21 protein-coding genes are annotated in these 24,453 nt (G+C 45.5%); 14 read left to right on the forward strand and 7 right to left on the reverse strand.

Translation table 11 applies throughout. The features are described 5' to 3' along the window. The first annotated feature begins 10 nt into the window (after positions 1-10). The 8 genes from AC3CH4_RS14390 (at position 11) to fis (ending at position 7,971) form a co-directional block, all read left to right on the forward strand. Positions 11-643, forward strand: coding sequence for a 3'-5' exonuclease (locus tag AC3CH4_RS14390; RefSeq protein ID WP_004729733.1), 633 nt, complete (start codon positions 11-13; stop codon positions 641-643). A gap of 218 nt (positions 644-861) precedes the next feature. Continuing rightward, on the forward strand, positions 862-2,811 hold the full coding sequence (acs, locus tag AC3CH4_RS14395; RefSeq protein ID WP_004729734.1) for an acetate--CoA ligase: 1,950 nt from the start codon (positions 862-864) through the stop codon (positions 2,809-2,811). 323 nt (positions 2,812-3,134) lie between these two features. Further along, positions 3,135-3,584 (forward strand): type II 3-dehydroquinate dehydratase, encoded by a 450-nt coding sequence (aroQ, locus tag AC3CH4_RS14400; protein WP_004729735.1) that lies wholly within the window; start codon positions 3,135-3,137, stop codon positions 3,582-3,584. A gap of 74 nt (positions 3,585-3,658) precedes the next feature. Next, positions 3,659-4,108, forward strand: a complete 450-nt coding sequence (accB, locus tag AC3CH4_RS14405) for an acetyl-CoA carboxylase biotin carboxyl carrier protein (protein WP_017083823.1) — start codon at positions 3,659-3,661, stop codon at positions 4,106-4,108. A 15-nt stretch (positions 4,109-4,123) separates the two neighbouring features. Further along, a complete protein-coding gene (gene accC / locus AC3CH4_RS14410) occupies positions 4,124-5,467 on the forward strand; it encodes an acetyl-CoA carboxylase biotin carboxylase subunit (RefSeq protein WP_065207430.1) in 1,344 nt (447 codons plus the stop codon). Between the two features lie 187 nt (positions 5,468-5,654). Then, a complete protein-coding gene (prmA, locus tag AC3CH4_RS14415) occupies positions 5,655-6,542 on the forward strand; it encodes a 50S ribosomal protein L11 methyltransferase (RefSeq protein WP_488543075.1) in 888 nt (295 codons plus the stop codon). A 140-nt stretch (positions 6,543-6,682) separates the two neighbouring features. Next, entirely contained in the window at positions 6,683-7,651 is a 969-nt protein-coding gene (dusB, locus tag AC3CH4_RS14420; RefSeq protein WP_488543638.1) for a tRNA dihydrouridine synthase DusB, read from the forward strand. 23 nt (positions 7,652-7,674) lie between these two features. Then, a complete protein-coding gene (gene fis, locus AC3CH4_RS14425) occupies positions 7,675-7,971 on the forward strand; it encodes a DNA-binding transcriptional regulator Fis (protein ID WP_004729744.1) in 297 nt (98 codons plus the stop codon). Between the two features lie 90 nt (positions 7,972-8,061). On the opposite strand, the gene zntR is transcribed toward fis, so the two are convergent. Continuing rightward, entirely contained in the window at positions 8,062-8,502 is a 441-nt protein-coding gene (gene zntR, locus AC3CH4_RS14430; RefSeq protein WP_488543076.1) for a Zn(2+)-responsive transcriptional regulator, read from the reverse strand. Between the two features lie 325 nt (positions 8,503-8,827). Here zntR and purH point away from each other — a divergent pair, with 325 nt between their 5' ends. Together purH and purD are read left to right on the forward strand one after the other, a co-directional pair. Further along, the gene (purH, locus tag AC3CH4_RS14435; protein ID WP_146456953.1) at positions 8,828-10,420 is read left to right on the forward strand and encodes a bifunctional phosphoribosylaminoimidazolecarboxamide formyltransferase/IMP cyclohydrolase; all 1,593 of its coding nucleotides are present in this window, start codon (positions 8,828-8,830) and stop codon (positions 10,418-10,420) included. A 282-nt stretch (positions 10,421-10,702) separates the two neighbouring features. Continuing rightward, entirely contained in the window at positions 10,703-11,992 is a 1,290-nt protein-coding gene (gene purD, locus AC3CH4_RS14440; protein ID WP_017073773.1) for a phosphoribosylamine--glycine ligase, read from the forward strand. Between the two features lie 170 nt (positions 11,993-12,162). Here the strand turns inward: purD and AC3CH4_RS14445 are convergent, their stop codons facing one another. Together AC3CH4_RS14445 and hupA are read right to left on the reverse strand one after the other, a co-directional pair. Then, positions 12,163-12,861 carry a DUF1481 domain-containing protein gene (locus AC3CH4_RS14445; protein WP_171316694.1) on the reverse strand — a complete coding sequence of 233 codons (699 nt, stop codon included), beginning with the start codon at positions 12,859-12,861 and terminating at the stop codon, positions 12,163-12,165. A gap of 47 nt (positions 12,862-12,908) precedes the next feature. Continuing rightward, entirely contained in the window at positions 12,909-13,181 is a 273-nt protein-coding gene (gene hupA, locus AC3CH4_RS14450; protein WP_004729753.1) for a nucleoid-associated protein HU-alpha, read from the reverse strand. A gap of 270 nt (positions 13,182-13,451) precedes the next feature. On the opposite strand from hupA, the gene AC3CH4_RS14455 reads away from it, so the two are divergent. Further along, the gene (locus tag AC3CH4_RS14455) at positions 13,452-14,603 is read left to right on the forward strand and encodes a CNNM domain-containing protein (protein ID WP_017077566.1); all 1,152 of its coding nucleotides are present in this window, start codon (positions 13,452-13,454) and stop codon (positions 14,601-14,603) included. Between the two features lie 80 nt (positions 14,604-14,683). Here AC3CH4_RS14455 and AC3CH4_RS14460 read toward each other — a convergent pair whose 3' ends face one another. After that, on the reverse strand, positions 14,684-15,271 hold the full coding sequence (locus AC3CH4_RS14460; protein WP_054548251.1) for a YjaG family protein: 588 nt from the start codon (positions 15,269-15,271) through the stop codon (positions 14,684-14,686). A 71-nt stretch (positions 15,272-15,342) separates the two neighbouring features. On the opposite strand from AC3CH4_RS14460, the gene AC3CH4_RS14465 reads away from it, so the two are divergent. Further along, positions 15,343-16,269, forward strand: a complete 927-nt coding sequence (locus AC3CH4_RS14465) for a D-2-hydroxyacid dehydrogenase (protein ID WP_065207437.1) — start codon at positions 15,343-15,345, stop codon at positions 16,267-16,269. After that, positions 16,269-16,862 (forward strand): uracil-DNA glycosylase family protein, encoded by a 594-nt coding sequence (locus tag AC3CH4_RS14470; RefSeq protein ID WP_171308896.1) that lies wholly within the window; start codon positions 16,269-16,271, stop codon positions 16,860-16,862. Before AC3CH4_RS14465 ends, AC3CH4_RS14470 begins: the two co-directional genes overlap by 1 nt. A gap of 108 nt (positions 16,863-16,970) precedes the next feature. Here AC3CH4_RS14470 and hemE read toward each other — a convergent pair whose 3' ends face one another. Together hemE and nudC are read right to left on the reverse strand one after the other, a co-directional pair. Further along, entirely contained in the window at positions 16,971-18,038 is a 1,068-nt protein-coding gene (hemE, locus tag AC3CH4_RS14475; RefSeq protein WP_004729761.1) for a uroporphyrinogen decarboxylase, read from the reverse strand. A 300-nt stretch (positions 18,039-18,338) separates the two neighbouring features. After that, positions 18,339-19,148: an NAD(+) diphosphatase gene (gene nudC, locus AC3CH4_RS14480; RefSeq protein ID WP_488543077.1), complete on the reverse strand. Its 810-nt coding sequence runs from the start codon at positions 19,146-19,148 to the stop codon at positions 18,339-18,341. A 165-nt stretch (positions 19,149-19,313) separates the two neighbouring features. Here nudC and AC3CH4_RS14485 point away from each other — a divergent pair, with 165 nt between their 5' ends. Beyond that, positions 19,314-19,811, forward strand: a complete 498-nt coding sequence (locus tag AC3CH4_RS14485; protein WP_054548255.1) for an Rsd/AlgQ family anti-sigma factor — start codon at positions 19,314-19,316, stop codon at positions 19,809-19,811. Positions 19,812-20,183: 372 nt separating this feature from the next. On the opposite strand, the gene rpoC is transcribed toward AC3CH4_RS14485, so the two are convergent. Continuing rightward, positions 20,184-24,386, reverse strand: a complete 4,203-nt coding sequence (gene rpoC, locus AC3CH4_RS14490) for a DNA-directed RNA polymerase subunit beta' (protein WP_029222058.1) — start codon at positions 24,384-24,386, stop codon at positions 20,184-20,186. Positions 24,387-24,453 lie beyond the last annotated feature (67 nt).

A 24,453-nucleotide genomic window follows, 5' to 3' on the forward strand; every position in this document is an offset into this window, starting at 1 on the left:
CGGCTGAACGATGAATAGATTGGTTCGTTATTACTGGCATCACAAGCTCAAAGGCTCTCCTTATCAGCCTCTGTTTGCTACGCCTACACATAATGAATATGTATCGCTCGATTGTGAAACCACCAGCCTCGACCCTAATCAGGCGGAATTAGTCACTATTGCCGCGACAAAGATCATCGGTAACCGAATCATTACCAGCCAACCTTTTGAAGTTCGACTCAGAGCACCTCAGTCACTCGATTGCAATTCCATCAAAATCCACCGCATTCGCCATCAAGATCTAAAGCACGGTATAGAAGAGAAACAAGCCTTAATTGAGCTACTGAACTTCATCGGAAATCGTCCTTTAGTCGGCTATCACATCCGCTATGATAAAAAGATTCTCGACCGTGCCTGTTTAAAACAGCTTGGATTTCCACTGCCTAACCGATTAGTCGAAGTGAGCCAGCTCTACCAAGATAAACTCGAAAGGCAGCTGCCGAATGCCTATTTTGACCTCAGTATCGATGCCATCTGTCGTCAGCTCGATTTACCTATCCCGGTCAATAAACATGATGCATTACAAGATGCTATCTCCGCTGCGCTGATTTTTGTTCGCCTAAAACACGGCGACTTACCGCGCTTCAACTCTTCGTATACCTAATTCAACTACTGCCTTTCCACATAGAGAGCAATCTCTCAAAAATGAACTTAACTCGCTATTTTTTAAGTGAAAAGCGGCGTCTCATCCTAAAGTCTAATTGTGGAAATCGCCGTCCTAGCCGAGAGTGATAGCACAACGACGGTTCTGTAATAGACCTAGAAACTGAACACAAAGGAAGTTGCCAGTTCATTAGGAATGTAGGCACAAGGAGAGATGCAATGAGTGAAGCCCACGTTTATCCGGTAAAAGAAAATATTAAATCAACCACACACGCGGATAATGACACTTACCTAGCCATGTACCAGCAATCTGTTTCTGACCCTGAAGGCTTTTGGGGTGAACACGGAAAAATCGTTGATTGGATTAAGCCTTTCACACAGGTAAAAAACACCTCTTTCGACCCTGGCCACATTGATATTCGCTGGTTTGAAGATGGCACGCTTAACGTTTCGGCTAACTGTATCGACCGCCACCTTGCTGAGCGCGGTGACGAAGTCGCTATCATCTGGGAAGGCGATGACCCGGCTGATGACAAAACACTAACTTTTAATGAACTACACAAAGAAGTGTGCCTGTTTTCAAATGCTCTAAAAGAGCAAGGCGTACGCAAAGGTGATGTGGTTTGTTTATACATGCCAATGGTTCCAGAAGCTGCAGTTGCGATGCTGGCATGTACCCGTATCGGTGCGGTTCACACAGTCGTATTTGGTGGTTTCTCGCCAGAAGCACTGTCTGGTCGTATTATCGATTCAAATTCTAAAGTCGTGATCACTGCCGATGAAGGCGTGCGTGGCGGCCGTGCAGTTCCACTGAAGAAGAATGTGGATGAAGCGCTAACGAACCCTGAAGTGAAAAACATCGAGAAAGTTGTCGTATTCAAACGCACCGGCGGTGATGTTGCTTGGCACGAACACCGCGATGTGTGGTGGCATGATGCTATCGCAAATGTATCTGCAGATTGCCCACCAGAAGAGATGAACGCAGAAGACCCACTATTCATCCTTTATACGTCAGGCTCTACAGGTAAACCGAAAGGTGTTATGCACACCACCGGTGGCTACCTTGTTTATGCAGCCATGACCTTCAAATACGTATTCGACTACCAAGAAGGCGAAACCTTCTGGTGTACAGCAGATGTGGGCTGGATTACTGGTCACACTTACCTTGTTTACGGACCGCTTGCCAATGGCGCAAAAACAATCCTATTCGAAGGCGTGCCTAATTACCCGAACACCAGCCGTATGAGTGAAGTGGTCGATAAGCATCAAGTTAATATTCTTTATACTGCACCAACAGCGATTCGTGCTTTGATGGCGAAAGGCAATGAAGCGGTTGAAGGTACTTCTCGTGACAGCCTAAGAGTCATGGGTTCGGTAGGTGAACCTATCAACCCTGAAGCGTGGGAGTGGTATTACAAAACAATTGGTAATGAGCAGTCTCCGATTGTCGATACATGGTGGCAAACAGAAACGGGCGGTATCTTAATCTCACCACTGCCGGGCGCAACAGACCTAAAACCGGGGTCAGCGACTCGCCCATTCTTCGGTGTACAGCCCGCGCTGGTTGATAACATGGGTAACATCATTGAGGGTGCAACAGACGGCAACCTTGTGATTCTTGACTCTTGGCCAGGCCAAATGCGTACCGTACATGGCGATCATGACCGTTTTGAACAGACTTACTTCTCAACCTTTAAAGGCATGTACTTTACGAGTGATGGTGCTCGTCGTGATGAAGACGGTTATTACTGGATTACGGGCCGTGTGGATGACGTGCTTAACGTATCAGGTCACCGTATGGGTACCGCTGAGATTGAATCCGCTCTAGTGGCGTTTGATAAGATTGCTGAGGCCGCTATTGTCGGTATTCCTCATGATATTAAAGGCCAAGCCATTTACGCTTACATCACGTTGAATGATGGTGAGTTCCCAACAGCAGAGCTTCATAAAGAAGTGAAAGACTGGGTACGTAAAGAGATTGGTCCTATCGCAACGCCAGATGTCCTGCATTGGACAGACTCTCTGCCAAAAACTCGTTCGGGTAAGATCATGCGTCGTATCCTGCGTAAAATTGCCACCGGCGATACTGGAAACCTAGGTGATACCTCGACGCTGGCCGACCCAAGTGTGGTTGATAAACTGATTGCAGAGAAAGCTGAACTGGCATAAGCAACCCATCACATTAGCTAATCACTGTTTAAAACAGACCATAATGAAACCGTCACCTATGTGGCGGTTTTTTTATGGCCGATCTTGATCTCAAATATCTTCGATAAAATTAAAGCAATCGTGGTTTTTTGTTAAGTTGATAACAATTCCATGCTGTACTTATAGGAGATTAGACCAGTAAATTGCTGCGATTTGCGCTGAATTAGCTATAATCTGGTTCTAATTTTTAAATTTGGGTTTTTCTTACTGGAAATTAACCCCAAATTTTCAATAAAATGGCAACATTCACATTCGTAAACACGATAAAGGAAGATAGCCCCACAATGTCTACAAAGTTTCGCATTCTAGTTTTAAATGGCCCAAACCTTAACCTGTTAGGCCTTAGAGAGCCTGCACACTACGGTTCTCAAACACTTGACCAGATTATTAGCTCATTGACCGAGCAAGCGAAAACACAAGATGTTGAGCTGTCTCACTTACAGTCAAATCGTGAGTATGAACTGATTGAAGCTATCCATAGTGCTTATCAAAATGTTGATTTCATTATTATCAACCCAGCGGCCTTTACACACACCAGTGTGGCGTTGCGTGATGCACTACTTGGCGTTGCTATCCCATTTATTGAGGTTCACCTATCGAATGTTCACGCACGTGAACCATTCCGTCACCACTCTTACCTATCTGATAAAGCAGAAGGTGTGATTTGTGGCTTAGGTGCCCAAGGTTATCAATTTGCTTTGACAGCTGCGCTCAACAAGCTCAACGCAAAGTAAATAAAAACAACGAACTATTACTAACCTACTCAGTCAAAGAGTAAGTTCAATCAACAGATAAAGAGAAAGAAACAATGGATATTCGCAAAATCAAAAAGCTAATCGAATTGGTTGAAGAGTCTGGTATTTCTGAGCTAGAAATCTCTGAAGGTGAAGAGTCAGTACGAATCAGTCGTAACAGCCCTGTATCTGCAGCACCTATTCAATATGCAGCGGCTCCAGCTCCTGTAGCGGCAGCACCTGCGGCGGCACCTGTAGCAGCAGAAGCAGCAGCTCCTGCAGTTCCAGCTGGTCACCAAGTTCTTTCTCCAATGGTTGGTACTTTCTACGGCGCTCCAAGCCCAGATGCAAAACCATTCGTTAAGGTTGGTCAATCTGTAACTGCTGGCGAAACGCTATGTATCGTTGAAGCAATGAAAATGATGAACCAAATCGAAGCTGATAAATCTGGTGTTGTAACGGCTATCCTAGTTGAAGACGGTCAACCAGTAGAATTCGACCAAGCTCTAGTAATTATCGAATAATAGAGAGCACTCATTATGTTAGATAAATTAGTAATCGCGAACCGTGGTGAAATTGCACTGCGTATTCTGCGAGCATGTAAAGAGCTTGGCATCAAAACAGTAGCTGTTCACTCAACAGCTGATCGCGATCTTAAGCACGTACTGCTTGCAGACGAAACCATTTGTATCGGTCCAGCTCGTGGTATCGATAGCTACCTAAACATCCCTCGTATCATCAGCGCTGCTGAAGTAACGGGTGCGGTCGCTATCCACCCTGGCTACGGCTTCCTATCTGAAAATGCAGATTTTGCAGAACAGGTAGAGCGCAGTGGTTTTATCTTCGTTGGCCCTAAAGCTGAAACCATTCGCATGATGGGTGACAAAGTGTCAGCTATCACGTCAATGAAGAAAGCTGGCGTACCTTGTGTACCGGGTTCTGACGGCCCTCTTGATGATGATGAAGTGAAAAACAAAGCGCACGCTAAGCGCATTGGTTTCCCTGTAATCATCAAGGCATCTGGCGGCGGCGGCGGTCGTGGTATGCGTGTTGTTCGTACTGAAAAAGAACTAACAGAAGCTATCGCAATGACTCGTGCTGAAGCAAAAGCATGTTTCAATAACGACATGGTTTACATGGAAAAATTCCTAGAAAACCCACGTCACATTGAAGTACAAGTGCTTGCAGATGGCCAAGGCAATGCTATCCACCTAGGTGAGCGTGACTGTTCAATGCAGCGTCGTCACCAGAAAGTTGTGGAAGAAGCACCAGCACCAGGTATCACTGAAGAGATGCGTAAGTACATCGGTGACCGTTGTACTCGCGCATGTCTTGAGATTGGTTACCGCGGCGCAGGTACATTTGAGTTCCTATACGAGAACGGTGAGTTCTACTTCATCGAAATGAACACTCGTATCCAGGTTGAGCACACGATTACTGAAATGGTAACGGGTATCGACCTAGTGAAAGAGCAACTTCGCATTGCTGCTGGTCAGCCTCTATCATTCACACAGGATGATATTAAGCTGCGCGGCCACTCAATCGAATGTCGTATCAACGCGGAAGACCCAGTTCGTTTCCTACCATCTCCAGGTAAGATCACGCGCTTCCATGCTCCAGGTGGCATGGGTGTTCGTTGGGAATCTCACATCTATACTGGCTACACAGTACCACCACACTACGATTCAATGATTGGTAAGCTGATCACTTACGGTGAGAACCGTGATGTCGCTATCGCTCGTATGAAGAACGCATTGGGTGAGATGATTGTTGAAGGTATTAACGTTAATACTGAACTTCAATTGGCTATTATGAACGACGAGAACTTCCAACACGGTGGTGCAAACATCCACTATCTTGAGAAGAAGCTTGGTCTACAATAGAAGCTATCCTTCCGTAATGAGTTCTCTATAGAACCTAAAAAATGCTCACTTCGGTGAGCATTTTTGTTTTTAGTGCTCCGGAAAAGGCAAGCTAAAATCCCCATGATAATGCGTGGGGTTTTGATGAATTTGCTCATATTTTCTGCTAGACTCCCCATCCAATTTTTCTCATATAGAAGATGCAGCCATGCCTTGGATTCAAATCAAGCTTAATGCGACCAATGAAAATGCCGAACAAATCGGCGACATGTTAATGGAAGAGACTGGTGCTCTTTCCGTAACTTTCCTGGATGCACAAGATACCCCTGTATTTGAGCCTCTGCCGGGTGAAACTCGCCTTTGGGGTGATACTGACATTCTCGCGCTTTACGACGCTGAGACTGATACTGATGTCGTTCTAGCGCAGATTAAAGCAAGCAACATGTTCCCTGCAGACTTTGCTCATAAAGTAGAGCAAATTGAAGACAAGGATTGGGAACGTGAATGGATGGACAACTTCCACCCAATGAAGTTTGGTGAGCGTTTATGGATCTGCCCTAGCTGGCGCGATATCCCTGAACCTGACGCTGTAAACGTAATGCTGGATCCCGGTCTTGCATTTGGTACAGGTACGCACCCGACAACGGCATTGTGTCTTGAGTGGCTTGAAGGCCTAGACCTGACAGGAAAAACCGTGATCGATTTCGGTTGTGGTTCAGGCATCCTAGCGATCGCAGCGATCAAACTGGGCGCTGCAAAAGTTATCGGGATCGACATTGATCCTCAAGCTCTGCTTGCTTCAAAAGACAACGCACAACGCAATGGTGTTGCTGAGCAGCTAGAGGTGTTCCTACCACAAGATCAACCGGAAGGTTTGCTTGCTGACGTTGTTGTTGCCAACATCCTTGCAGGTCCATTACGCGACCTTTCAGGCATCATCAAAGGCCTAATTAAGCCAAATGGTGTACTTGCGATGTCGGGTGTTTTAGATACACAAGCGGAAGATGTTGCGACTTATTATCGTGATGAGCTTCACATTGATCCGATCATTGAACAACAAGAATGGTGTCGAATCTCAGGTCAGAAGCAAGGCTAGGTAAGACTTTGAGCGCTAATTGACTGAAATTTAAACAAATTACAAAAACAAATTGTAAATGCTCAAATATTAGTCTTTTCACGCAGCGAAAAAATGCGTAAAATGCGCGCCCTTGCTGGTACAGAACTGTGATGACATTTTTGAAAATCGGAAATTATCAACTTAAGAACAATCTAATCGTCGCTCCTATGGCTGGCGTAACGGATAGACCATTCCGTGAGTTGTGTCTTCGTTACGGTGCGGGGATGGCAGTCAGTGAAATGATGTCCTCCAATCCTAAAGTTTGGAAAACGTCAAAGTCTCAGCAGCGTATGGTACATGAAGGCGAATCGGGCATTCGTTCAGTACAAATCGCTGGTGCAGATCCACAGCTTATGGCCGAAGCTGCTCAATTTAATGTTAACAACGGTGCGCAAATCATCGATATTAATATGGGTTGTCCAGCAAAAAAAGTGAATAAGAAGCTTGCGGGCTCTGCCCTACTGCAGCATCCAGAACTCATAGAAGAGATCTTGAAGGCCGTAGTAAACGCTGTCGACGTTCCAGTAACGTTAAAGACTCGTACAGGCTGGGATACAGATAACAGAAACTGTGTCCAAATCGCTAAAATAGCCGAAGATTGCGGCATACAAGCACTTGCCCTTCACGGGAGAACTCGCGCTTGTATGTACAAAGGTGAGGCAGAATACAAACACATTAAAGCAGCGAAACAAGCAGTATCTATTCCGGTTATCGCTAACGGTGATATCGATAGTCCGGAAAAAGCTAAGTTTGTGCTGGAGTACACCGGCGCTGATGCTTTGATGATAGGTCGACCTGCCCAAGGACGTCCTTGGATTTTTAACGAAATCCTACACTATTTGGAAAACGGCACCACGATGGACCCGCTCCCGATTTCGGAAGTAAAGAACATCATGCTTGGCCATGTGAACGCTCTACATGAATTTTATGGCGAGTTTTTAGGCCCCCGAATTGCTCGTAAGCATGTGGGTTGGTATCTAAAAGAACATGAACAAGCGAGTGAGTTTCGCCGTACCTTCAACGCATTCGAAGCAGGTGATCTGCAGCTTGAGGCGCTAGAAGGTTTTTTTGATAACGTTGCACCATAATTACGAGAAGAGCTAGACCGAATATGTTCGAACAAAATCTGACTTCAGAAGCATTGACAGTAACTACAGTTACATCACAAGACCAAATCACGCAGAAGCCACTACGTGACTCAGTTAAAGCATCATTGAAAAATTACCTTGCTCAATTAAACGGTCAAGAAGTCAGCGAGTTATACGAATTAGTATTAGCTGAAGTTGAACAGCCACTACTAGACACTATCATGCAGTACACTCGCGGTAACCAGACTCGCGCAGCAACCATGATGGGTATTAACCGCGGTACTCTTCGCAAGAAACTTAAAAAATACGGCATGAACTAATCGTTCTTTCGTAATTTATTGAATTGAAAGCCAAGCTCATTTATTGAGTTTGGCTTTTTTTTTACCTGCAGGCTCGTGATAGGCGGCTAGTTACTCTCCAGTACGGCCACAGCGCCCTTTATCAACGTTTGCTGAATCCAAGGCTGCCAAAATCGAACAATGGCTTGCATCGTCGTCTACGTGGCCACAACACGCATCATTAATCTTTTTAAGCGCCGTGCGAATCTTGGTTAACTCGGTAATCTTTTCATCGATCATCTCTAGTTTTGCTGAGGTAATTGATTTCACTTCGGCGCAACTGTGCTGTGTGGCTTCGAGACGAATCTCAAGCAATTCTTTAATCTCGTCCAGACTCAGTCCCAACGCTTTAGATTTGAGAATAAACGTCACCTGTTTCTGGTTATTTTCATCATATAGACGATAACCCGACTCACTGCGACTGGCTGGCGCGATCAGATTATTCTTCTCATAAAATCGTAAGGTATCGGCTGTCACACCACATCGTTTCGCTAATTCACCTATCTGAAACATGTTTTTTCCTACTGTTCCGTCCATTCCACAATTAACCTTATCGTTACTTTTCAGGCTGAAATGGCACTTTTCATAATTAATTTTGAGATGCCAAACGATTGCGCGAGCTTTTTTGTAATAAATTAGTTAGAATCTGCGCCATCAAATTTGGAGTTGGTTATCTTATAGCTTAATCATAAGACTAACCCAAAAGGTCTTTACCAAAACTGGCCAATATTTTATCTCTTACTGGTATCTAAGATAATCCACGCTAAGAAGATAGAAACAAGTTCTTTTTTGGCAAATATCTTTATTTTAACCCCATGAATTTGAGGAAGATGGAAGCATGAATAACGCTCGTCCAATTCGCCGCGCTCTCATCAGCGTATCAGACAAAACTGGTATCGTTGAATTTGCACAAGCTCTTGCTAACCGTGGTGTAGATATCCTATCTACCGGTGGCACTGCTCGCCTGCTTGCTGAAAAAGGCATCTCTGTTACAGAAGTATCTGACTACACTGGTTTCCCAGAAATGATGGATGGCCGTGTTAAGACTCTGCACCCTAAAGTTCATGGTGGTGTTCTAGGCCGTCGTGGCCAAGATGATGACGTGATGGAAACTCACGGTATCAACCCTATCGATATGGTTGTTGTAAACCTATACCCATTCGCAGAAACCGTTGCTAAAGAAGGTTGTACCCTTGCTGACGCTGTTGAGAATATCGACATCGGTGGCCCTACAATGGTTCGCTCTGCAGCGAAAAACCACAAAGACGTAACGATCGTTGTAAACGCACACGACTACGAGCGCGTTGTCACTGAAATGGACGCGAACGAGCAATCTCTAACCCTAGAGACTCGCTTCGACCTCGCTATCGCGGCATTTGAGCACACCGCTTCTTACGACGGCATGATCGCTAACTACTTCGGCACTATGGTTCCTAGCTACGGCGCGAACAAGGAAGGCGATAAAGAGAGCAAATTCCCTCGTACGTTCAACCAACAGTTCGAGAAGAAGCAAGACATGCGCTACGGTGAGAACAGCCACCAAGCAGCCGCTTTCTACGTTGAAGCGAACCCTGAAGAAGCGTCTGTATCTACAGCTCATCAAATCCAAGGTAAAGCACTTTCTTACAACAACATCGCTGACACTGACGCAGCACTTGAGTGTGTGAAAGAGTTCAACGAGCCAGCATGTGTGATTGTTAAGCACGCTAACCCATGTGGTGTTGCACTAGGTGAAGACATCCTAGAAGCTTACGACCGCGCATTCAAAACAGACCCTACATCTGCATTTGGCGGCATCATCGCATTCAACCGTGAACTAGACGCGGCAACAGCAACGGCTATCACTGAGCGTCAATTCGTTGAAGTTATCATTGCACCGTCTGTTTCTGCTGAAGCAGTAGAAATCGTAGCGGCTAAGAAAAACCTTCGCCTACTTGAGTGTGGTGAGTGGACAACGAAGACGACTGGCTTTGACGTGAAGCGTGTTAACGGTGGTTTGCTAGTTCAAGACCGCGACCAAGGCATGGTTTCTGAAGACGACCTGAAAGTAGTTTCTAAGCGTCAACCAACGGCTGAAGAGCTAAAAGATGCTCTATTCTGCTGGAAAGTAGCGAAGTACGTTAAGTCTAACGCTATCGTTTATTCGAAAGGCGACATGACGATTGGTGTCGGCGCTGGCCAAATGAGCCGCGTTTACTCTGCGAAAATCGCAGGCATCAAAGCTGCTGACGAAGGTTTGGTTGTTGAAGGATGTGCAATGGCATCAGATGCATTCTTCCCATTCCGTGACGGTATCGACGCGGCAGCTGAAGCGGGTATCAAGTGTGTTATCCAACCGGGTGGCTCTATGCGTGATGACGAAGTTATCGCAGCAGCAGACGAACACGGCATGGCGATGATCTTTACTGGCATGCGTCACTTCCGCCATTAATTTCCTCTTCGTATTTGGCACTGTGGCGTCGTTAGCTGCTTTCGCCCACCCCGGTCACATAGCGGACTATGCTCCCGGGGATGGGCTCAATTGTTGCCTAGCCACATCACCAACTACTTTGAGCAAGGCTTATAATTTTGTTTTTTAAATATTCCGATATTTGAAATACGCAGAGCAAGTCAGTGACTTTAGTTCAAGGAAAACACGCGGAGCTTATGACCATAAGTGAGCATGTTTGACACAGAAATAAAGGCTCTGAAGCAGCTATAAGGATTTTAAAACATGAATGTATTAATTATTGGTGCTGGCGGTAGAGAACATGCTTTAGGCTGGAAAGCAGCACAAAACCCAAATGTTGAAACAGTATTCATTGCTCCAGGCAACGCAGGTACTGCGCTAGAGCCTAAACTTGAAAACGTAAAGATTGGCGTTGAAGACATCGCTGGTTTAGTCGCGTTTGCTCAAGAGAAGAAAATCGAACTGACTATAGTGGGCCCTGAAGCACCATTGGTTATCGGTGTGGTTGATGCATTCCGCGAAGTAGGTTTGCCTATCTTTGGCCCTACTCAAGCCGCAGCACAGCTTGAAGGGTCTAAAGCATTCACTAAAGACTTCCTAGCTCGTCATGATATCCCGACAGGTTACTACTCAAACTTCACTGAGATTGAACCCGCTATCGCTTACGTTCGCGAGCAAGGCGCTCCAATCGTAGTGAAAGCTGACGGTCTTGCCGCGGGTAAAGGCGTTATCGTTGCGATGACACTTGAAGAAGCTGAAGACGCAATCAAAGACATGCTAGCGGGCAACGCCTTTGGCGAAGCTGGCAGCCGCGTGGTTATCGAAGAGTTCCTTGAAGGCGAAGAAGCAAGCTTCATCGTAATGGTTGACGGTTCTAGCGTCCTTCCTATGGCCACCAGCCAAGACCACAAACGTGTTGGCGACAAAGATACAGGCCCTAACACAGGTGGCATGGGGGCTTACTCTCCAGCTCCAGTGGTAACTCCAGAAATCCACAACCGTATCCTTGAGGAAGTTATCTACCCAACGGTACGTGGCATGGATGCGGAAGGCGCACCTTACACAGGTTTCCTTTACGCTGGCCTAATGATCGATGCTGACGGCACACCTAAAGTTATCGAATACAACTGCCGCTTCGGCGATCCAGAAACGCAACCTATCATGATGCGTATGGAGTCAGACCTTGTTGAACTTTGCCTAATGGCTATCGACGAGAAGCTCGACGAAGCAGAATCGAAGTGGGATCCACGCGCTTCTATCGGTGTTGTTCTTGCGGCTGGTGGTTACCCTGCTGACTACGCAAAAGGTGACGTTATTTCACTACCAACAAGCGAAGTTGAAGGCCAAAAGGTTTTCCATGCAGGTACGACAAATAATGAAGCTGGCGACGTAGTGACAAACGGCGGTCGTGTACTTTGTGCAACAGCACTGGGCAATACGGTTTCTGAGGCTCAAGAGCGCGCTTACGCGTTAACTAAGCAAGTTAGCTGGAATGGTATGTTCCACCGCAATGACATCGGTTACCGTGCGATTGCGCGCGAGCAAGAACAGTAATCAACATCATCATTCGGCTAGATTCGAATATCAGCAAATGAATGACTGCAATTGAATAAAAGAAAAGGCGCCTCAACAGGCGCCTTTTTCATCGATTAGTGGTACTTGTACTGACTAATCAGCACTTGGCCTATAGTAGGCCAAATACTCTGATACTGTTCAAGCGATCTCTATTCTTTCAGCAATGAGGGCCTTGATACACACTCATGATTTTCATCTGCCAATATCAAAAACTCAGCAACCGACAATTTTCTCAAAGACGCTTTACCGACAAAAGCACCATAGCTCTCTACAGACGATAAACGGTTAATCACAAAATTAGGCAATGTTTGGTTGAACTCAAAGTCATCAAACTGCTTACCAGAACAAGTCTGAAACGTTTTGCCATTCCAATAGCCCTGCAAAAGCTCTAATCCTTCATCATTTTGCTTCTCGGTAACATCGAGAACGGATGTCGCTTCCTGTTTATATCTGTCGAGTTGAACCGACTGTAACGGTAATACTTTTTTACCAATACGATACTGTTGATACACAGCCTCACCAGACTGATTAAAGCGCACATGTATACGATATGGAACCAACGCCAGTGAATCATCGCGTAGTTCACCTTCACGTACAAATTCACGAAGCACATCTTCCGACCAAACATAGTCAGTTTTGTACCAGCCGTAATCGCCCATGGTGACATAGTCAGCAGAAGTATGAGGTTGTGTTAGCTTGTTGGTGACCCAGTAGAAACTTGTCGCGTCGCCCATGACTTGGCCGCCGGTGTGAGTTTCAAATTGCTCTAGGTTTTTGCTGGGGCTGGTTGATGAACAGCCAATGAGGAATGTAGATAATAGTGAAACGAGAAGAAATGCTTTTTTCATAAAAACCTGTACCGAGGTGGAATACGACTACCTCGGTACAGTTTAGATTATTTCACTGAATCTTTCAGCGCTTTACCTGCAACAAATGCTGGAACATTTGCAGCAGCGATTTGGATCTCATCACCAGTTTTTGGGTTACGACCAGTGCGAGCTGCACGGTGGTTTACTTTAAAAGTACCAAAACCAATTAGCTGAACTTGATCGCCATCTTTAAGAGCATCTGTAACACCGCCAAGAGTCGCTTCTAGAGCAGCTTTAGCTTGTGCTTTAGAAAGGTCCGCTTTTTCAGCAATAAAGTCGATTAATTGAGTCTTGTTCATTTTAGGTTTCCCTTCTTTGTATTTTTGAATTCAATTTACTCTAAAACATAAATGCCCCATCTGGCAAAGGTTTGTCGTCGATCTTTAGCTCTAATGCCGTAGTTTTAGCCATAATATGAGTAATAACTCACAATTTGTTACTGATTTTATTGAGCAAGCCCTTGTTTAAAAGGGGCTGAGAGGCAAATTAATGATGACCTAGCCACTACTTTATCTCTATAATCCACGCTGAATCGCTGCTAAAGCGTACAATTTAATTTAAGGGCAAACATGCTGCTGCTAACTATTTACGTCTCCATTGCTATTGGAGTTTCTTTCATTTGTTCTGTTTTAGAAGCTGTACTTTTGAGTATTAGTCCGAGCTATATTGCTCAACTAAAACAAAATGGGCACCCTGCAGCAGAGTCTTTAGACAAACTGAAAACAGACATTGACCGCCCGCTCGCGTCAATTTTAACGCTCAACACCATCGCGCACACAATCGGTGCTGCGACGGCAGGTGCACAAGCGGCTGTGGTTTTTGGTAGCCAATGGTTAGGTGTATTCTCTGCCGTACTGACTTTGGGTATTTTGGTTTTGTCTGAGATTGTTCCAAAAACCATTGGTGCAACCTACTGGCGCCAACTTGCTCCAGCATCATCAAACGTACTTCGCTGGATGGTTTTCTTTCTAACACCGTTTGTCTGGTTCTCAGAACAGATCACCAAACGTCTTGCTCGTGGCCACCAAGCACCAAAAATGCGTGATGAGCTGTCCGCAATGGCTATTTTGGCAAAAGAGAGTGGTGAGTTTGCTGAAGGCGAATCAAAAATTCTGAGCAACCTATTAGGCATTCAAGATGTGCCCGTGACTCAAGTAATGACGCCGCGCCCTGTTGTATTCCGCGTCGATGCCGAAATGAGCGTGAATACGTTCCTAGAGCAACACAAAGACACACCATTCTCGCGCCCATTGGTTTACAGCGAGCAAACTGACAACATCATTGGTTTTGTACACCGTCTGGAGCTGTTTAGATTACAACAAGCGGGTTGTGGCGAGAAAGCTCTGGGTGAAGTAATGCGCCCTATCCACGTGTTGCTGAACAATATGGGCTTGGCTAAAGCCTTTGACCAAATGATGGCAAACCGCCTGCAGCTTTCCTTAGTGGTTGACGAATACGGTACGATTCAGGGCATCATCACCCTAGAAGATATCTTTGAGCACCTAGTGGGCGAAGAGATCGTCGACGAGGCAGATAAGACAACTGACATGCAAGAACTGGCATTTCAACGTTGGGAACAATGGAAAGAAACACACGGTGTTATCGAAAACCGCGATGAAGAGGACGAGCTAGAGGAAAAAACTCTAACAGACAACGACACCTCAGACTCAAAGTCAGCGGATGAAGACAAGGTTCAAAAAGAAGACAAAAAAGACGCTTAATCTCAATTTGATACCGTCAGATACAACAAAGGCTCCCTAGGGAGCCTTTGTTTTTATTCGTACTTTGGTGCTATAGCGAATTATAACGCTACACCAATGTTACTTACTGGGTCTTCACGCAGTTCGTGGCGTAGATCTTTGATCAGATCTAGGTCACGCTCAGTCGTTTCACGTAGAGGTCGGAAGATGGCCCACTGAACGTCCCACTCTTCACACACCGCTTCGTTTTCTTTCTGGTTTTCGTTTGTCACTTCTTCAGCGCCTTGAGCAAACTCAAGCTCAGCAACCGTCTTCACCGATTGTTGACTCACTTTAATTACAGTTTCAAGCAGATGTTCACGATCAAGTAAGCCATGAATTAACGTTGCCAAGCCTTGGCACGCGTCCATCGCAGGGTAAACACCGTAAAAATCAAAATCATCTCCACTTGGGAATAGCTCTTCGACTTTCTCAAGTTGACGCTCAAAATTCACCTTTGCCGTTTTAACGGTTAGGATTTCCCAAATGCTATCCAAAACATCACGATAGATTCGAGCTTCCGCAAATTCTGTATTCTCACAAAACATGGCATAGTTAGGGTACATACGCTCACATAGACACGCCATAAAGGTAATTTGTTGCCAAGGTTCTAACTTTTCTAGACGAACCTGCAGTGGATTCTGAAGCATAGTCACTCAATAATTGCAGAAAAAGACAGCGAAAGTGTACTTGATAAACCTAGGATGGAAAAGGTAGGCCGATGAACAATTTTACGAATAAGCTCTATATTCTTACTGAGCATGACGATACTTATACGCAACTGATTCTAAACCAAGGGTTACCTGACCTCGAAATCACTCAAAACCCCGAATTAGCTGAGATCGTGCTGGCTTCTCCTCCTTTAATCGCGGAGCGACTTAATGAGTTTAAACATCTAGACTGGGTGCAGAGTACCTACGCAGGAATCAATAAACTCACTCAGCCGGATCTACGTCAAGATTATACGCTGACCAACGTCAAAGGCATCTTCGGCCCTGCGATTGCTGAATACGTGTTAGGTTACACTATCAGCCACTGTAGACACTTCCCTCACTACCACCAGCAACAAGCACAACGAAGCTGGCAACCACAGCTATATACTAGCCTAACTGACAAAACCATGGTGATTTTAGGGACAGGTTCAATCGGCAGTCATTTAGCGAAAACCGCAGCTGCCTTTGGTATTCATACCATTGGAGTCAACCGTACCGGCATTCCATCAAAGCAAGAGACCTTTAAAGACACTTTCCACATCAATGAGATAGAGGCTGCCCTTAAGCAAGCGGATATCGTGGTCAACACCTTGCCATCAACAGATGAAACCTATCAATTACTCAATCAAACGACCTTAAGTTACTGCTCGAATGTGCTGCTCTTTAATGTTGGTAGAGGAGAGAGCTTAGATAACAAAGCCTTGCTGCTTGCGATTAAGAATAAATGGGTTGAGCACGCTTTCTTGGATGTCTTTGAAAGTGAGCCCCTCTCGCAGGAACACCCTTTCTGGACATTGCCGCAAGTGACCATCACCCCGCACATTGCAGCGCTGAGTGAGCCAAGGCAGGTGGTAGAGATCTTCGCCGAGAATTACCAACAGTGGCGAGATGGCTTTAAACTTAACCATGTCATCGATTTTGATAAAGGTTACTGATGCCCTCATCGTTACTCAAAGAGATTCGACAATGCCGAGCTTGTGAGCCTCACATATCACACGGTGCTAACCCGGTGATTCAAGCGCATCCAAACGCGCGCTTGCTTATTATTGGGCAGGCACCCGGCATCAAGGTTCATGAGTCATCGATCCCTTGGAATGATGCCAGTGGCGAACGATTAAGAGAATGGTTAGGGATAGATAGCGATACATTTTATGACGAACAAAAAGTCGCGATTGTTCCTATGGGGTTTTGTTATCCGGGAAAGGGAAAGAGTGGCGATCTCCCACCACGTAAGGAGTGTGCGGAGCTTTGGCATAACAAAGTGCTGAAATCGCTACCCAACATCCAAATGACACTGCTGATTGGTCAGTACGCACAAAACCATTACCTAACAAACAAAACCACCAGCACACTGACCGCAACCGTACGTGATTGGCAAAGGTGGGCGCCTGAGTTTTTGCCTCTACCTCATCCTTCGCCACGCAATAATATCTGGCTCAAGAAGAACCCTTGGTTTGAGAGTGACGTTATTCCTTACATCCAAAAGCACATCTCGGAGCATTTGGCCTACCATGATCCAAATACCTAATTAGCTGCACATCCACGATGATGAAGCCGATATTGGATGCGGATAAAAAGGTAATAAAAAAGCGCTGCCGATTTCTCGACAGCGCTTTTTCTAAAAACACATACTTAATTACTTATGGTATGGCTTAGATAGGTCATGAACTGCGTCCACAAATACACCAGCATTCTCTGGTGGCACATCTAGGTGAATACCATGGCCAAGGTTAAATACGTGACCAGTACCGCCGTCACCAAAACCTTCAAGGATAGTGCCGACTTCTTCACGAATACGCTCAGGTTGTGCGTAAAGCACTGATGGGTCCATGTTGCCTTGTAGAGCCACTTTATCGCCAATACGCGCTTTTGCATCCGCAATATTGATTGTCCAGTCTAGACCCACCGCATCACAGCCAGTCGCTGCGATAGATTCTAGCCACATGCCACCGTTCTTAGTGAACAGAGTAACCGGTACACGGCGACCTTCGTTTTCACGGATTAGGCCATCTACAATTTTATGCATGTACTGTAGTGAGAACAGGTTGTAGTCACGCGGAGTAAGTACACCACCCCATGTGTCGAATACCATTACCGATTGTGCACCCGCTTTAATTTGCGCGTTCAGGTATTCAATAACGGTGTCAGCCAGTTTATCTAGAAGTAAATGCAGTGTTTGTGGCTCTGCGTACATCATCTTCTTGATCTTAGTAAACGCCTTCGAGCTGCTGCCTTCAACCATGTAAGTTGCCAGTGTCCAAGGGCTACCAGAGAAACCAATCAATGGCACTTCGCCTTTCAGATCTTTACGGATCTGACGAACGGCATTCATTACGTATTGAAGCTCTCCTTCTGGATCAGGTAGGCCAATCTTCTCTACGTCAGCTTTACATGTGATAGGACGTTCAAACTTAGGACCTTCACCAGTTTCAAAGTACAAGCCTAAGCCCATTGCATCAGGGATAGTTAGGATGTCAGAGAACAAGATTGCCGCATCAAGCGGGAAACGACGTAAAGGTTGAAGTGTTACTTCTGATGCCAGTTCAGCGTTTTTGCACAAAGACATGAAATCGCCCGCTTCAGCACGCGTTGCTTTGTACTCAGGAAGATAGCGGCCAGCTTGGCGCATCATCCATACTGGTGTGTAATCAACAGGCTGTTTTAAAAGTGCGCGTAAATAGCGATCGTTTTTTAATTCGGTCATTCCGTTAAATTCCAATTCAATCTTGTCTAGTTTTAATGGCAAGTATTCTAACACTGATTGAAGGGTAAAAGCTGTGTGCTTTGCAACCTAGATCAAGTTATTAACTTTTAAATCAATGCTTAATTTGCACCCAATTGCAGGAGCATGTTAAAAATTTGTTTGCTAGCGAAAATTACAATTATAACATCTGAGTAGTCACTACTCAGCATCTCATAACGACATCTTACTTACCCCCTCCACTTGTGGAGGGTTTTTTTTTAGCTTTTGACCACCTATAGGCCAAATACTATCATAGGTAAATTAGTACTCTATCGTCTGCTTCGTCACATCATCTTTCGCCACGTCACCCACAGTTTTCTCAATCAATTGTCTCGCAATCGTTCCTACTGGAGCTACATCAGGCAGGCTTGTTACATCAAACCATTGGGCATCCGACAGTTCACTGTAATCTGGTTTAAGCGTCCCACCAGCATAGTCAGCCAGAAAGGCCATCATCATACTCGACGGAAAAGCCCATGGCTGGCTGCCAAAGTAACGGATATTACTGACATCGATGCCTGTCTCTTCTTTGACTTCTCTTGCCACACACTGCTCTAAGGTCTCTCCAACCTCTAGGAAGCCCGCTATCACGGTATACATACCTGTTTTATGTCTTGGGTGCTGTGCAAGCAATATCTTGTTGTCGTTTCGTACAGCGACAATGATGCACGGGAAGATACGAGGGTAATGAAGCGTTCGGCAATCTCCGCATTGCATCGCCACCTGATTATGATTGAGGTGATTACGACCGCCACACTGAGGGCAAAAACGCATACTTTGCGTCATGTGCCCATACTGGATAGCTTTGCTTGCTGTCAGAAAACTCGATTCAGGCCAGTGTAATAACTCACGTAGATTTATCATGGTCAGCTCACTCTCAACATCACAGTCGTTGAGCCAATACACCTTACGACCTTGATGCTGACCAATACAGATTGCATGCTCGACACTCAGCCCTAGCTCCTCTGCTGAGCCATAAGGAAACTGATCATTATTAACCCAAATATCACTACCTGAAACGACGCACCAATAAGCTTGCTCTGTCATTTTGTTATCACTTTTTTTTAACATCCCTATGCCTCATTGCTTGCAGTTCGTTCATTTTACTGGCAATCTAATTTCATACTAGAGTTGTAGCAGAGAATATTTCAAGCTATTACTTTTAGTAGTTACCAATAAACGGACCTTGCTTAGGCAATTACCATGATCACAAGGTTGTGATCAGATCATGAGGACATGGTCATGCTAAATAAATTCAAACAAATACAAGAACAATGGGGTGGCTCTAATGAGGTCATCGATCATTGGCTCGAAACTCGACAGTCTCTAATCGTTGAGTATTGTAAGCTTGCCGCTCTACAGCCTTCATCGTCGAAAGCAACGGCAATCACCGAACTGCCTTCTCCAGAAGAACTCCAAAAATTCAGCCAACACCTTGTTGATTACATCTCCGAAGGTCATTTCAAAATCTATGACATGGTGATGGACAAATGGCAGTCTACTGGCTTCAAAGCAACAGACGAAATCAACCAGTCTTATGGTCATATCGTCCTTACCACGGACCCTCTGCTCAACTTCACCGATAAGTACGCCGCCATTGAAGCTAGTGATACATTAGAAAGCTTTGATAGTGAGCTGTCACTTATAGGTGAGATTCTTGAGGCTAGGTTTGCGGTTGAAGACCAGCTGATACAACAAATTGCCGACAGCCTAGCGGTTCCACCAGGAGCTTAATGGCTTAACACCTTCTAAGCTTGCCTCTGTGCAAGCTTTTTGTTTTGTCTGTAGCGTTACCTAACACACATCCAACTCTTTTACCAGAGCCTATTGGTTCGTCCCTACTCTGATGTTTTGCGATAACCCGACGTAACACTTCCACCAGTTTCATCCTCAGCGCCTCCCTGTAAACACGCAAGCTGCCTTAGAGAAAGTACTATCGACTAAGTCCACCAGCCAAGCAATCGACAAGCAATCGACAAGCAATCGACAAGCAAGCATACCTATCAACTTCGAATCGATAAGCCTCTCGTTAAACACTTATACGCCAGATACAAAAAAGGCACCCGAAGGTGCCTTTTCTTATCTCTTAGAGACTACTCGTAGAGCTTACTCTTCTGAAGAGAAACCAGCGTTTAGAAGTGCTGCTAGATTGTCAGTAGCTTGTTCAGCTGAAGGACCTTCTTGCTCTTCTTCACGTTGCTTTTGACGCTCTTGGTGGTATGCGAAACCAGTACCAGCTGGGATCAGACGACCAACAATTACGTTCTCTTTCAGACCGCGAAGGTCATCACGCTTACCAGAAACCGCAGCTTCTGTTAGTACGCGAGTCGTTTCTTGGAACGATGCAGCTGAGATGAATGACTCAGTTGCAAGAGATGCTTTAGTAATACCTAGTAGATCACGTTCGAAACGTACTAGTTCTTTACCTTCAGCTTCTAGCTTACGGTTAGCAATCTTAACATTATGGTACTCAACTTGTTCGCCAGGTAGGAACGGAGAGTCACCAGAATGAGTGATTGTACACTTACGTAGCATTTGACGAACGATAGTCTCAATGTGCTTATCGTTAATCTTTACGCCTTGTAAGCGGTAAACTTCTTGAACTTCGTTCGCGATGTACTGAGTTACTGCGTGGATACCACGTAGACGCAGGATATCGTGTGGAGTTTCAGGACCGTCGGCGATTACATCACCACGTTCAATCTTCTCACCTTCGAACACGTTCAATTGACGATGCTTAGGAATCATCTCTTCGTAAGCGTCACCGCCTTCACGAGTGATTACTAGACGACGCTTACCTTTCGTTTCTTTACCGAAAGACACAGTACCTGTGTGCTCAGCAAGGATCGCAGGCTCTTTAGGCTTACGAGCTTCGAATAGGTCAGCTACGCGTGGTAGACCACCGGTGATATCTTTGTTTCCGCTCGATTTTTGAGGGATACGAGATAGTGTGTCACCAATGCCAACTTCAGCGCCATCTTCGATGTTTACAATCGCTTTGCCAGGTAGGAAGTAGTGAGCTGGCATATCAGTACCAGGGATCATTACGTCATTACCTTGCTCATCAACAAGTTTGATAGCTGGACGCATATCTTTACCTGCTGCTGGGCGAGCTGCTGCGTCTGTAACTTCACTTGAAGAAAGACCCGTTAGATCGTCAGTGTTACGAGAAACTGTAATACCATCGATCATATCTACGAATTGGATACGACCTGCCACTTCAGTGATGATTGGCATGGTATGCGCTTCCCAGTTAGCTACAACTTCACCAGCAGTAACTGCTGCGTTGTCGCCTTTGGTTAGCATCGAACCGTAAGGAAGTTTGTGCTTCTCTTTCGTACGGCCGAATTCATCAATAATCGTCATCTCAGATGCACGAGAAGTGATAACCAGTTTCTTATCTTTGTTAATTACGAACTTAGCATTGTGAAGCTTCACAGTACCAGTTGTCTTAGCTTGGATGCTGTTCTCTGCTGCTGCAGTAGATGCCGCACCACCGATGTGGAACGTACGCATCGTTAGCTGTGTACCCGGTTCACCGATAGATTGTGCAGCGATAACACCAACTGCTTCACCTTGGTTTACTAGGTGACCACGTGCTAGGTCACGACCGTAACACTGTGCACAACAACCGAAGTCTGCATCACAGGTAACAACAGAGCGCACTTTCATGCTATCTACTGAGTTGTCTTCCATGATTTGACACCACTTCTCATCAATCAGAGTATTACGTGGAATCAGTACATCTTCAGTACCAGGCTTAAGAACATCTTCAGCAACAACACGACCAAGAGCAAGCTCAGAAAGTGCAACTTTAACGTCACCACCTTCGATGTGAGGCATCATGTCGATACCTTCATGCGTGCCACAGTCATGTTCGTGTACTACAACGTCTTGAGCAACGTCTACTAGACGACGAGTTAGGTAACCCGAGTTTGCTGTTTTCAGTGCTGTATCCGCAAGACCCTTACGAGCACCGTGCGTTGAGATAAAGTACTGAAGGACGTTTAGACCCTCTTTAAAGTTCGCAGTGATCGGCGTTTCGATGATTGAACCATCTGGACGCGCCATCAGACCACGCATACCTGCTAGCTGACGAATCTGAGCTGCAGAACCACGTGCGCCCGAGTCGGCCATCATGTAGATGCTGTTGAACGATTCTTGCTGTTCTTCTTCGCCGTCACGGTTAATAACTGTTTCAGAAGATAGGTTATCCATCATTGCTTTCGCAACGCGGTCATTCGTAGATGCCCAGATATCGATAACTTTGTTGTAACGCTCACCCGCAGTAACAAGACCAGATTGGAATTGCTCTTGGATTTCGCGAACTTCTTCTTCAGCAGATTCAATCTCGTCGTATTTCGCTTGAGGAACAACCATATCGTTGATACCTACAGAAACACCAGAAAGAGCCGCGTATGCGAAACCTGCGTACATAATTTGGTCAGCAAATACTACTGTATCTTTTAGACCAAGCTTACGGTAACACTCGTTAAGAAGAGTAGAGATCTGCTTCTTACCTAACTTTTGGTTAACGATGCTGTACGGAAGGCCTTTAGGAACGATCTGCCATAGCATTGCACGACCTACAGTCGTATCTACTAGACCAGTATTCGTTGTGCTATTGCCGTCTTCGTCTACTACTGTTTCAGTGATACGTACTTTAACGCGAGCATGTAGCTCAGCAGTCTTAGTACGGTATGCCTTTTCAGCCTCAGCAGGGCCAGCAAGGTACATACCTTCACCTTTCACGTTGATCTTGTCACGTGTCATGTAGTAAAGACCCAATACAACGTCCTGAGAAGGTACGATGATCGGATCACCTGATGCTGGCGACAGAATGTTATTCGTCGACATCATTAGGGTACGAGCTTCAAGCTGTGCTTCTAAAGTTAGAGGCACGTGTACAGCCATTTGGTCACCATCGAAGTCGGCGTTGTATGCCGCACACACTAGTGGGTGAAGCTGAATCGCTTTACCTTCGATTAGTACTGGTTCAAACGCTTGGATACCTAGACGGTGAAGTGTAGGTGCACGGTTAAGCAGTACTGGGTGTTCACGGATAACTTCGTCTAGGATATCCCAAACGATCGCTTCTTCGCGCTCTACCATTTTCTTAGCAGCTTTGATTGTCGTAGCCATGCCACGAGTCTCTAGCTTGCTGTAGATGAACGGCTTAAATAGCTCAAGTGCCATCTTCTTAGGAAGACCACACTGATGTAGACGAAGGTATGGACCTACTGTGATTACAGAACGGCCAGAGTAGTCTACACGTTTACCTAGAAGGTTCTGACGGAAACGACCTTGTTTACCCTTGATCATATCAGCAAGAGATTTCAGAGGACGCTTGTTAGAACCCGTGATCGCACGACCGCGACGACCGTTATCTAGAAGGGCATCAACAGACTCTTGCAACATACGCTTTTCGTTACGTACGATGATGTCTGGAGCCGCTAGCTCTAGAAGACGCTTCAAACGGTTGTTACGGTTGATCACACGACGGTAAAGGTCGTTCAGATCTGAAGTCGCAAAACGACCGCCATCTAGAGGTACTAGAGGACGAAGATCTGGCGGTAGCACTGGAAGTACAGTTAGGATCATCCACTCAGGCTTGTTGCCTGACGAGATGAACGCTTCAACTAGCTTCAAACGCTTAGTAACTTTCTTACGCTTAGTTTCAGAGTTAGTTGTTTCCAACTCTTCGCGCATTTCTTCCACTTCTTGATGAAGGTCCATTGTTGAAAGCAGATCTTTGATCGCTTCAGCACCCATCTTAGCAGTGAATTCGTCACCCCACTCTTCTAGACGATCCAGATACTCTTCTTCAGTAAGCATCTGAGATTTTTCTAGATCAGTCATACCCGGTTCAGTTACTACGTACATTTCGAAGTAAAGAACACGTTCGATATCACGCAGAGGGATATCCATTAGTAGACCGATACGAGACGGTAGTGATTTTAGGAACCAGATGTGAGCAACTGGTGAAGCAAGCTCGATGTGGCCCATACGGTCACGACGAACTTTAGTTTGTGTAACTTCAACGCCACACTTCTCACAGATAACACCACGGTGCTTCAGGCGCTTGTATTTGCCACAAAGACATTCGTAGTCTTTAACTGGACCAAAAATACGTGCACAGAACAGACCATCACGTTCAGGTTTGAACGTACGATAGTTAATTGTTTCTGGCTTTTTAACTTCACCAAAAGACCACGAACGGATCGTGTCTGGTGAAGATAGACCGATTTTGATTGCATCAAATTCTTCGGTCTTATGCTGTGCTTTTAGAAAGTTTAATAAGTCTTTCACGTTCAGCTCCTGTAAGGAGTTAAAGGAGCTCACCGACTAAAGTGAGCCCCCTTTACCAAGTAATCCA

The sequence above is a fragment of the Vibrio sp. QJM3NY_26 genome (assembly GCF_057786005.1).